Below are 11,796 nucleotides of genomic sequence, written 5' to 3'. Positions count from 1 at the left end.
TATAACAAAATACAAAAATTTTAATGAGCTAAAAAATATGATAGATAATTATATTGTTGAGTATAATAATTATAGAAGGGTTTTAAAATTAAAAATGCCTCCAATTCAATTTGAATTAAAAAGCATTTTAAATTAAAAAAATAATTCTCAGTTATTTGAAACTGTGCAATTTTGCTTATAAATACTTTTTTTATTTTAAGATTAACATTTGTTGAATTTCTGCCAAATCACGTAGTTTTTCTTTATCAACGTTAATCTTAAAGTTATATCCTTCATCTTTTTGATATTTTGGAATAATATGAAGATGATAATGAAAAACCTTTTGAAAAGCTTCACTTTTTTCATTGCTAACATAATTAATTCCAACAGGTTTTAATGTTTGATAAATTTTCTGGGCAATTATTTTTCCAATTTTAGCAACTTCTGTTAAGTACTCATCATCAGTAACACTATAATATTCAAAGTGCTTTTTTGGAATAACTAAGGTATGACCATCACTATTGGGGAATGAATCTAAAAAAGCATAAACTAAGTTATTTTCATAAATTTTTTTACTTGGTATTTTTTGGGCAATAATTTCACAAAAAATACAATTGTTTTCATTCATATTAATTTCAACTCCCCATGTAATTAATTATATCAAATAACTACTATCGTTGATTAATTAAGTTATTTTTAATATAAAAAAAGAAGATTTTTTTAATCTTCTTTAATAATATATGATCCGATTGCATCATACAAAGTTTGTGAATAAACATTTTCTGGATTATTGGCAAAGGCTAAGGAATATAATCTTGTTTTTGCTGCTGTTTGTAAATTTTGTTGTTGTGCAAAAGTATATTCAATTCATTTTAGGATTTGACCTTTAATATTTTTTGTAATGTCAACTGGTGTTCCATCTTCATTATAAAGAGCTTCACCATTTTCATTGTATGTTTCTAAATAACCTTTTTCATTATATAATCATGATAATGAACGCTTAATACCACCTTGTTGTGCTAATCAAGCTTGATCTAAATCAGTTGGTGTTCCTCCCGACCCGTATCAAGTTAATAATAATTCTTTATTGTTTTTATTATCATTTTTATAATTAATATTCATATTTTTCATTAAATCAACAGCATAAATTGGTAATACTAAGACAACTGACCCGTATCTTTTATTTGTATCTAAGAATTGGTAACTTGAAGGGTCTGTTCCCTCACCTGATTTTATAATACCTGGTGTTTCTGTGTCAATAATTTTTTGTTTATATGCATCAGCATTGTTTAAAGTTGTAAAAATATCATTTGGGTTTTTATTTTTATCAATTCCAACAAATCCCTTAAAACCACTAATCCCAAAAATTGGATCAATTCCATCTTTAATCATATTATTAAAGATTTTACTTTGGTTTTTCTCATTAAACATGTTTTTAAGTTTTTTTATTAAAATATCCTGATTATTAGTTAAATCAGAATTTAATTGTTCAACATTTGCTAATGGTCCTTTATCTGTATCTTTATTATTAAATAATTTGTCTAATTCTTCTTTATCTAGTTTTAATTCTCACACCATTTTAACATATGATTTTCATCGTGCTCCACTAATGGTATCTCATGATTGAATAGCATTAAATAATGCACTATTTCGATTTAGATAAATTGAACTATTATCTCCGCTACCATAGCGCTTAATCTCGTTTTGGTGTAAGTATGTTGCAGTAATAATTTTATCAATAACTGCTGGTACTTCAACATGTGTATAATAATCTTTAAACCGAACTTTTAATGCAACTTTTTTTTCATTTTCTGACATTGCATTAAAGTCAGTATAATTAGCTCCAGCACTTTTACTTTTAATTTCGAAATTAGCTTCTACTTGCTCTTTTCTTGATTTCATATAATTTGGTTTATCTGTTCTTTTTCAGAAATATGATTGAGTACCGCCAACATATCAACCTTCTGATTGATAATCAGGTGCATATCCTTGTCCTGCAATTGTTGTTTCTAAAGGTGTTGAATTAGAAATTCCAGTAAAGTATTTTGTACTTAAATTATCAAGTGCAACTTGCTCAACAAAGTTAATAAATTGTTTTATTAATAATGAATCAGGTTGGTTAACATCAATTGTTACTCCGGTATAACGTGCTCTTGTTGCTTCTTCTGAAGCATAGAAAAATTTTGAAATATTAGTATCTAATAATCTTACAGCCATTTCTTTTAGGGCTGCTTTAGTGAAAATGTCATTAAATGAATATTTGACAACATTTGATTCATTTTCTGAATTAATTTGTGCAATAATTCAACGTTTAACTTCATCAGCAATTGCGGGGTCGGTAAATCTTTCAAAATCTTTTTTTGCACATGCATAAAGACTTGTGCCAGTAGAAGAAAGAATAGACATTGCTCCTAAAATACTTAGTAGTTTTTTCATTATCGTCTACCTCCTATTTTATAAAAATATTTTATTGGATCTGTTATTACAGGAGTGAATTGATACACTCATAATGGAGTTTCTGCAAAAACAGTTGATTTTGTGTAATTTAAATCAATTTCTTCATGTCATACTTTTGCGTTACTAATTTTTTCAACAATAGTTTTTGGATCAATCTTAGCAGCGGGTCCTCCCATTTTATATCCTTCAATTGTTTTATTTTTTGCTTCAAAACTACTGTATAAACGTTGAACAGCACCTCCTGATAAATTAGTTGACACTGCATTAATAATTGAAATAAATCAATCATGATTTGTCTCATGTTTTTCTGAATCTTTAAAAGTAAGAAAGTTTTTCAATCATTCTTGAGGACCAGCACCATTTGTTAAGATTTTATTATTAAAATTATTGAAAAAGTCATAAATTCAAAATCATCATGTTTTATCATCAGTTGAACCAGAACCAGAACTTAATGTAGCATATTTTTTAACTTCATTTAAAACATTAAATTTTAGTTTACTGTTATTATTGCTATTTACTAAACTACGATTTACTAAATATCATAAGTATTGAGCATTACTAAATTGTGTATTCATCTTTTGTTTTGCTTTGTCAACTGTCATGATTTTTGATTTATCTGTTAATGAACTATAAAAATTACTTGAATAATTTAAACTTTTAAATTGTCAATTGCTATCATAAGCGTCGTATGATGTTGGGTCAGCATTCTTTAGATATTCGTGGCCATCAATATGAACTAAGTTTAAACCATTTGTATCAAAGAAACTAATAACAATATCATTAGTATTACTAATTTTTCAGGCAGCACTAATTGGATCGGTTGGATTTCTACGATTAATTTTACTTACCGCACCATTTATATCAACAGGTGTAGTTTCATCAGGTGTAGTTTCATCAGGTGCATTAATGCTATTATATACACTTGATTTTAAAATATTTGATTTAACAGCATCAGCTTGTGTACTTAAAGTTAATAAATCTGATGATGGAGTAACTGTACCTTCACTGTTAGTAGTAAAGTCTTCTCAACTTTTAGCTGAGGATAAAGTTCCTAAATCTTTATTAATTTGTGTTTTTGTTGTTTCATCAAAACTATCTGCTGTAAAACCAGTATCAGTTGGTGTTGCTCCGGATTTAAAAGCATATGTTATTTTTGAAATTGCTAAAGGTTTTTCATTTTGGAATCATTTTTCAATTATATATTTTTGAAATAATGATAGTTGCCCAACATCATATGTTTCACTTAATTCAGGAGTACCAACTGATGTTTTAGATGAATTTTTAAAAATAGGTGTTGCAACTGGTGGATGCTTACTCATATATTCCGTAATTTTATAATTAAAAGTTCCTAAATCTGTTGCAATTGTATTAATACGAGTATTAATTTCAGCGATTGTTAAGTTTGATAGATTATCAATAAATTTTTTTTCATCTTCATTTCAACTAAAAGCTAATGCCAATTGAGTACGTAAATTTTGATTGTCAGTATTTCAATCGTCTGCTTTATTTCCGTTTTTAAGGAAACTAGCAAAATCCCTTAAAATTATAACTGCGCTTTCAGTGTTATTTTGTCTGTATACACGCATATTGTTATTTAATAAAACATTAGTTAACATTTGTGTTGCACTAATTCCGCCATCAGCACCAGTTGTCATAATGGCAGCTTTATAATTTTGTTCTTCAATTTCATATTTTTTGTTGCCACTAGCACCGCTGATATCTTTATAGTTTGAATCTAAAAAATCATGATATTTTTTTTCTCAATTTTTTTTCTCACTGTCTTTAAAACTTTGTTTCTTTCTCTCAACAGTATTATTTGTATTTGTGATTAGTAATTGTCATTGTGTTTTTAAAATGTCTTTTAAATTTTTATAATCAGCAATATCACCGATTGTAGTTTCTTTTGATACAAAAAATTTATCAGGGTTCGCTAAAATCGCAACGCTTAAAATTTGCATTAATTTAACTGACATTTTGATTCTTGTTGCGCCATCTCATTGGGTTGGATCATTTGTTCATTTTCCATTTCCGGCATCTACAAATGGATTTTCTAAGACATTTCAAATATCAGGAGAAGTGATTTTTTTACCACCAAAAATTCCTGGAATTCATGCCCAAATGCTATCACCATTTTCATTTTTATGTTGATTATTTTTTTCTTTAGTACTACAAGCCGCCGTTCCAAATGCGGTTGCGCCCACTAATATCATACTGCTTAGTGATGATAAAAGTTTTTTCATTTTAGTTCATCCTTCCTCTTGACTTTTTATTTTTGTACTTTTTGATAAAAAATACTAACTATATTTTATTAAAAAAATATAATAAAGTCTACTTTTATTGTACAATAAAAGTAGACTTTATTAATTAAAAAATAAAGATAATTTCACTTCGGGACTAATATAATACATATTTTCAAAGGAGGGGCTAAAGTGAAAAAAATTGAAATCAAAGATTTATTTGTTTCTGCTGATAATGATATTATTTTAAATGGTTTAAATTTAACTGTTAATGTTAATGAAATTCATGCTTTAATGGGGCCTAATGGAAATGGAAAATCAACTTTACTATCAACAATTATGGGGCATCCTAGTTATACTGTTGAAAGTGGGGATATTTTAATTGATGGGGAAAGTATTTTAAACAAAACGGTTGATGAACGAAGTAAAATGGGAATATTTTTTGCAATGCAATCACCAGTTGAAATTTCTGGAGTTTTAAATTTAGATTTTTTAAAAGCAATTATTAATACTCATCGTTATTCACCAATTAAATTACCAGAATTATACCAAGATATTAACCGTAATATTAAAAAATTAAAAATTGATGATAGTATGATTCGTCGTTATTTAAATACTGGTTTTTCAGGGGGAGAAAAGAAAAAAAATGAGATTTTACAGTTAAATTTATTAAGCCCATCTTTAGCTTTAATTGATGAAATTGATTCAGGTTTAGATGTTGATGCTTTAAATGTTGTTAGTACTGAGTTAAATAAAATGCGAAATAAGCATTTTGCTGCAATTATTGTGTCCCATTATGATCGCTTTTTTAATTTAGTGCAACCAACACATGCTCATGTTATTGTTACGGGTAAAATTGTTAAAAGTGGAGATTATAATTTAGTTAAAAAAATTAACGAAGAGGGATACGAATGATTATTACAAGAATTAGATTTAACAGTAGAAAATAAACAAAGGGGTGTTAAACCTTTAGCGGGAATTGGGTGTGCTGCTCAAAAAGGTAAGTAAAAATGCAAGTTTTAATGAATGAACAAAAACTTATTGGTGACAATTTTACTATTGATGCAACAACACCCAAATTAACATTTACGAATAATAAAGCTGGTGAAGTTATTAATATTAATTTTGCTACTAATCTTGTTAATGAAACTTTTTTGTTTTTTTTAAATTTAACTTCAGAAGTAACAATTAACTACAATATTCCTGCTAATAGTCAAATTAATATTATTAATATTTACAAAAATCGTGAATGTGAACAAATAGCTAATCTTTTTTATAACTTATTAGAAAAAGCACAAGTTAATATTTATCACTTAAATATTGTTAATAGTAGTATTACTGAGAACATTACCTTCAATTTGCGGGGTAAACGTAGTGCTATTAAATATTATTTGGCAAGTCTGTCAACACATGAATATCATAAAAATGCGATTATTTATGCTCATCATTTAGCCCCAGCAACCGAAAGTGAAATTAAAACTTACTCAATTGCAAAAGATAATTCATTACAAACTGTTAAATGTACTAGTCATATTGAAAAAACAATGGGTAAATCAGAAGCTCATCAAGAATTACGATTACTAGTTTTTGATAAAACTTCAAAAGCAATTTCTGATCCGATTTTGTTAATTGATGAAAATGATATTAAAGCAAGTCATGCTAATGCGGTTGGGATGCTAGACCCAAAGCAAATCTTTTATTTACAAACAAGAGGTTTGACAATAACGCAGGCTCGAAAATTAATTTGTATGGGTTATTTAAAAAATGTGATTGATGCAATTGAGGATGAGGAATTACAAAAAAATATTATTGATGAAATTGATACAGAAATTGGAGAATAATGATGATTGATTATAGAGAAATTAAAAAACAATTTCCTTTTTTTAAAAATAATTCTGAGCAAATTTATCTTGATAGTGCTGCTACTAGCTTAAAACCACAAGTTGTTATTGATGCTATTAATGATTATTATACAAATTATGGAACTAATCCGCATAATACTGATAGTGATTTAGGATATAAAACAAATGTTAAATATGAACTTGTTCGTCAGAAACTTCAGCATTTTATTAATGCTAAAAAGGTTTCAGAAGTTATTTTTGTCCCTGGAGCAACTTATGGATTAAACCAAATTGCATATGGTTTAAGTTCAAAGATTACAGCGGGTGATGAGATTCTAATTACAAAACAAGAACATGGTGCAAATATTTTACCGTGATATCGGATGGCACAAGAAAAAAAAGCAGTTGTTAAGTTTTTACCAGAAATAAATTTTCAAATTGATTTAAAACAATTAGCAACAGTTATTACTGCTAAAACAAAGATTGTTTCTTTTGCTAATGTGCCAAATATTTTAGGATATGAAAATGATCCAACATCAATTGTTACAATGATTAAAAAAATTAATCCGGAAATAATTGTTGTGATTGATTGTGCACAGGGTGTTATTCATATGCCAACTGATGTTCAAAAGTGAAATGCTGATTTTATTACTTTTTCAGCCCATAAAATTTTTGGTCCAACTGGAATTGGGATTTTATGAGGAAAAGAAGAATTATTGCTACAATTACAGCCGTTAATTGTTGGCGGTGGTATGAATACTCGAATTGATAATAATGGTTTATATTATAGTTTAAAAAAATTACCAGACCGGTTAGAAGCGGGTTCAGCTAATATTGCTGATATTTTTGGTTTTGGAGCAGCAATTGATTTTGTTAATAGCCTTACTTTAACAGAAATTATTAAATATAATCATCAGTTAAAACAATATGCAATTCAACAGTTTAATAAAAAATTAAAAGATAAAGCAATAATTTATAATCCTGATAGCAAGGGACCAACATTAGTTTTTAATATTAAAAATGTTTTTTGTCAGGATGTTACAATGCATTTAGGAAGCCGCAATAAGATTACTGTTCGGAGTGGTGATCATTGTGCGCGGTTAATTGGTACTGTTATTCCAGAGAAAAATACAATTAGAGCTAGTTTTTCAATTTATAATAGTTATGAAGATATTGATTTGTTAGTATCGGCACTTGCAAATGAGAAAGATTTTTTAGGAAGGTTGGTTTAAATGGAATTTAATAAAAATGACCCAATGTTTTTACGACAAATTATTATGGACCATTATTCAGAACCACAATACAAAGGTTTAACAAAGAAACCAACAGTTTATTCAATTCATCAAGCTTCTGAATCATGTATTGATGATATTTATTTAGAATTAATGATTGAAGGGAATAAAATTATAAGTGCTCGGTTTGACGGTGTTGGTTGTGCAATTTCAAAAGCATCAAGTGACATTATGGCGCAAGAACTAGAAGGAAAAACAATGAAGGATAGTTTAGCAATTATTGAAAATTATTTAGCAATGGTTTTTGACAAACAATATGATGAAAACAAGTTAAACGATTTAATTGCTTTTATTAATATTGCAAAACAACCTAATCGAATTAAATGTGCGACAATTGGTGTTACTGGTTTTCAAACATTATTATTAGATTTATTAAAAACAGATAATGATTAATGCCAAAGGAGGTCTTATTAATGCCAAAATTAAAGCAAGAAAAAGAAATTAAAGAAATTTCTAGTTATAAATATGGTTTTAATGATGGAGATATTTCTTACTATAATACTGGGAAAGGTCTTAATGAAACAATTATTAATGAAATTTCAGATCATAAAAATGAACCAGATTGAATGCGAGAATATCGGTTACAGTCATATCATAATTTTTTAAAAATAAAAAATCCAAGTTGAGGGCCAAACTTAGAATTTATAGATTTTGATGAGTATATTTATTATATTAAACCAACAGAACATATTGCAACAAAATGAGATGAGGTTCCTGAAAAAATTAAAAAAACCTTTGACCGGTTAGGTTTACCAGAAGCCGAACGTGAATATTTAGCTGGAATTAAAGCTCAATATGATAGTGAGCCAGTTTATGGAAGTATGTTAAAAGAAGTTGAAGAAAAAGGAATTATTTTTTTAGATTGTGATGCCGCATTACGTCAATATCCAGCGTTATTTAAAAAATATTTTGGAACATTAGTACCAAATACAGATAATAAATATGCTGCTTTAAATGGAGCTGTTTGATCAGGTGGATCATTTATTTATGTTCCAAAGGGAGTTAAATTAGAAAAACCATTGCAGGCTTATTTCCGGATTAATTATCAGAATAGTGGTCAGTTTGAACGCACATTAATTATTGTTGATGATGATGCAGAATTACACTATATTGAAGGATGCACAGCACCAATTTATTCTCGTGATTCTTTACATGCTGCTATTGTTGAAATTTTTGTGGGAAAAAATGCAAAAATGCGTTATACAACTGTTCAAAACTGGAGTGATAATGTTTTAAATTTAGTAACAAAGCGTAGCATTGTTGATGAAAATGGTCAAATGGAATGAATTGATGGTAATATTGGATCAAAAATTAATATGAAGTATCCGAGTGTTATTTTAAAAGGAAATAATAGTAAAGGACAATGTATTTCAATTGCGGTAGCAAAGGAAAATGTTATTCAAGATGCTGGTTCAAAAATGATTCATTTGGGAAAAAATACTTCTTCTAAAATTATTTCTAAATCAATGACTTTTAATGGTGGGACAGCAAACTATCGTGGGTTAGTTCATATTGGACCAAAAGCACAGTATTCAAAAGCTAGGGTTGAATGTGATACTCTAATTATAGATGGAAAATCACATTCCGATACAATTCCTCAGAATAAAGTTTATAATAATGAATCACAAATTGAGCATGAAGCAACAGTAAGTAAAGTTTCTGAGGAACAATTATTTTATTTACAAAGTCGTGGTTTATCAGAACAAGAAGCTTTGGAAATGATTATTATGGGATTTTTAGAACCATTTACAAGAGAATTACCAATGGAATATGCAGTTGAATTAAATCAGTTAATTAAAATGGATATGGAAGGTAGTGTTGGTTAATGATAACTCGTGCTAAGCAAGAAATTCGACAAGAAAAATTGCTTGTAAGAAGCAAGATTTCATATGAGTTACGACAGCAAAAAGAAACTCAGATTTTTAATACTTTTTTTCAACATCCGGGTGTACAAAATAGTAAAACAATTGCTCTTTATTATTCAATCAAAAATGAAGTTAATACTATTTTTATTATTAAACAATTATTTGCATTAAAAATTAATGTTTTATTACCACGAATGGATGGTAATAATTTAAAATTTTATCATATTACCAATTTAACAACTTATTTAGAATTTAATTCACGTTTTGGTCTTTATGAACCATTAAATTCATTGCCAATAATTGATGCAGAAAAAATTGATGTTCTTGTTGTTCCAATCGTTGCTTTTGATCAAAACAATTTTCGGTTAGGATATGGGAAAGGCTATTATGATCGGTTTTTAAAAAATTATTATCATCTTGTGATTGGGTTAGCATTTATTGAACAGTTAGTGCCAACCCCCTTGCCAGTTGAAGAACACGATGCTAAAATAGAAATTATTATTAGTGCTTAAAAATTAAGGAGCCAGAATGAACTTACCATTATTACGTGTTGTTAGTAAATATTGATTTACTATATAACTCATGGGTGTGAGTCGTGTAATTATTTTGTAAATAAATAATTTAGTGATTGTTATATAAAAAGCATGTTGGGAAGACTGCACCTCCTCTAAAAGTTTAGTAAAGTTCTTTTTTAATTTTACTTACTTTTTGGGGTGCAGTCTTATTAAGACCTTTTTTAAATGATTTATATATTTTTTTTAAATGGTTTTTCATTTCTGATGTAAATTCCATATTAAAATTTCCTTATTAGATTTAATTATTAATTAAGCCATTTATTTTGAAAATATTACATTTTCAAAATTATTTACAACATTTATCTTATCATATTTATTTAAAATTAACAATATTTTTTAATTAATAACTGTTTTTATCTATTGTTTTCATTGGCATAAATAAAACCCACCGCTACTATATTTTAAAATTAACTTTAAGAAGTTAACAACTATCAAAGCTCCAACAGTTATTATGTCCAAAATTGTTCCAATTTTACATAAATCTGACAAACAAGCACTATTATTTTCTATTTTAGAATTACTTCTTTCTTTTTCATTATTGTATTCATATGAAGTTATGTTATTATTTGTCATTTTTCCTCTTTTTATGATTTTTTATATATAATTTAATATAATTCAAAAGCATTATTGTTTACAGTAAAAAGTTTTCATTTTTTTAAATAACATAAATATTTATAAAGAAGATATTTAATAATTTAAAAAATAAAGAAATTAAACAACTTTCTTATTTTTTTTGTTATTTAATTTAAATTTATAAATTAGATAACAAAATGTTTGGAATTTATAGTATATTAATAATTAAGTAATAATATATGAAAAATCAAATTATGTATAAATTACATTAAATGTTATTTAAACACTATATAATAATATAATAACAATTATCAAGATAAGAAAACCTATTAGTTTAATAGTCACATAATATTATTTGAATTAAATAATGAGTAAGGAGAAAAGATAATATGAAAAAAAATATTTAGTTTATTAACTTTTATTTTTTTTAATGGAGCGGTAATGCCCTTAATAGGTGCTATACAATATGACATTCGAGAAGAACGTGACAGAATACAACAAGAACGAGATAGAAGAAGACAAATTAAGTTAGAAGAAGAAATGAAGAATTATATGGCAATGATAAATAATGTTAATTTTGGTGTTATTAGGCATAATAATAAACAATCTATTTTTGAAAACCTACCAAAAAAATATCCAAGATATGCTAATTTTACTTTAAAGGCGTTGTGTAGATACAAACGGCAAATTTATATCTTGCTAAGTTAATAATAAAATATTTTTATTAAATTGCAACCATTTTTTAAAAAAAAATAAATTTTTATTATTTCATTTTATTTTTAAATGTATTTAAGCACACTGAAAAATAATTTATTAATTTTAACTAATAAATTTATTTAATATTTTGTAAAAACATTGTTTTTGCACTTATTCAGTTCAAACACGGTCGGAGTTTATCATTTATAACATTAACAATTCAATCTATCGTTTTTTGACTAACATTATTAAAATCAGTTCCCTTGGGCAGTCAATATCTA

At 26.8% G+C, this 11,796-nt stretch carries 12 protein-coding genes and 1 pseudogene; 8 read left to right on the top strand and 5 right to left on the bottom strand.

The genetic code is table 4. The annotated features are described in order from the left end of the window. Position 1: 1 nt before the first annotated feature. Positions 2-136, top strand: a complete 135-nt coding sequence (locus D9R21_RS08630; protein WP_126820873.1) for an IS3 family transposase — start codon at positions 2-4, stop codon at positions 134-136. A gap of 54 nt (positions 137-190) precedes the next feature. On the opposite strand, the gene D9R21_RS01900 is transcribed toward D9R21_RS08630, so the two are convergent. The 3 genes from D9R21_RS01900 to D9R21_RS01890 form a co-directional block, all read right to left on the bottom strand. Further along, on the bottom strand, positions 191-607 hold the full coding sequence (locus D9R21_RS01900) for an HIT family protein (RefSeq protein ID WP_126820872.1): 417 nt from the start codon (positions 605-607) through the stop codon (positions 191-193). A 92-nt stretch (positions 608-699) separates the two neighbouring features. Beyond that, complete coding sequence (locus D9R21_RS01895) at positions 700-2,415, bottom strand: lipoprotein (protein WP_126820871.1); 1,716 nt, start codon at positions 2,413-2,415, stop codon at positions 700-702. After that, positions 2,415-4,676, bottom strand: coding sequence for a hypothetical protein (locus tag D9R21_RS01890; protein WP_126820870.1), 2,262 nt, complete (start codon positions 4,674-4,676; stop codon positions 2,415-2,417). Before D9R21_RS01890 ends, D9R21_RS01895 begins: the two co-directional genes overlap by 1 nt. Positions 4,677-4,865: 189 nt before the next feature. Here D9R21_RS01890 and sufC point away from each other — a divergent pair, with 189 nt between their 5' ends. From sufC to D9R21_RS01860, 6 genes are read left to right on the top strand one after another with little or no spacing between them, the layout of a single operon-like run. Further along, a complete protein-coding gene (gene sufC / locus D9R21_RS01885) occupies positions 4,866-5,681 on the top strand; it encodes a Fe-S cluster assembly ATPase SufC (RefSeq protein ID WP_126820869.1) in 816 nt (271 codons plus the stop codon). 2 nt (positions 5,682-5,683) lie between these two features. Next, on the top strand, positions 5,684-6,514 hold the full coding sequence (locus tag D9R21_RS01880; RefSeq protein WP_126820868.1) for a SufB/SufD family protein: 831 nt from the start codon (positions 5,684-5,686) through the stop codon (positions 6,512-6,514). Positions 6,515-6,516: 2 nt separating this feature from the next. Beyond that, complete coding sequence (locus D9R21_RS01875) at positions 6,517-7,746, top strand: aminotransferase class V-fold PLP-dependent enzyme (protein ID WP_126820867.1); 1,230 nt, start codon at positions 6,517-6,519, stop codon at positions 7,744-7,746. After that, positions 7,747-8,199 carry a Fe-S cluster assembly sulfur transfer protein SufU gene (gene sufU, locus D9R21_RS01870; RefSeq protein ID WP_126820866.1) on the top strand — a complete coding sequence of 151 codons (453 nt, stop codon included), beginning with the start codon at positions 7,747-7,749 and terminating at the stop codon, positions 8,197-8,199. 20 nt (positions 8,200-8,219) lie between these two features. Further along, positions 8,220-9,632 carry a Fe-S cluster assembly protein SufB gene (gene sufB, locus D9R21_RS01865; RefSeq protein WP_126820865.1) on the top strand — a complete coding sequence of 471 codons (1,413 nt, stop codon included), beginning with the start codon at positions 8,220-8,222 and terminating at the stop codon, positions 9,630-9,632. Further along, positions 9,632-10,183, top strand: coding sequence for a 5-formyltetrahydrofolate cyclo-ligase (locus tag D9R21_RS01860; protein WP_126820864.1), 552 nt, complete (start codon positions 9,632-9,634; stop codon positions 10,181-10,183). The genes sufB and D9R21_RS01860 overlap by 1 nt, the downstream gene beginning before the upstream one ends. Before the next feature lie 420 nt (positions 10,184-10,603). Here the strand turns inward: D9R21_RS01860 and D9R21_RS01855 are convergent, their stop codons facing one another. Continuing rightward, positions 10,604-10,819: a hypothetical protein gene (locus tag D9R21_RS01855; RefSeq protein ID WP_126820863.1), complete on the bottom strand. Its 216-nt coding sequence runs from the start codon at positions 10,817-10,819 to the stop codon at positions 10,604-10,606. Positions 10,820-11,260: 441 nt separating this feature from the next. Between D9R21_RS01855 and D9R21_RS01850 the strand changes: the two genes are divergently transcribed. Further along, entirely contained in the window at positions 11,261-11,527 is a 267-nt protein-coding gene (locus tag D9R21_RS01850; protein ID WP_126820862.1) for a hypothetical protein, read from the top strand. 124 nt (positions 11,528-11,651) lie between these two features. On the opposite strand, the pseudogene D9R21_RS07960 reads toward D9R21_RS01850, so the two are convergent. Further along, positions 11,652-11,796 (bottom strand): annotated as a pseudogene (locus tag D9R21_RS07960) (IS30 family transposase); the annotation flags it as partial.

It is taken from the genome of Spiroplasma endosymbiont of Megaselia nigra (assembly GCF_003987485.1).
Classification (GTDB): domain Bacteria; phylum Bacillota_I; class Bacilli_A; order Mycoplasmatales; family Mycoplasmataceae; genus Spiroplasma.
Note: the sequence above shows the minus strand (reverse complement) of the source record. Positions and strands in the feature narration are given on the sequence as shown.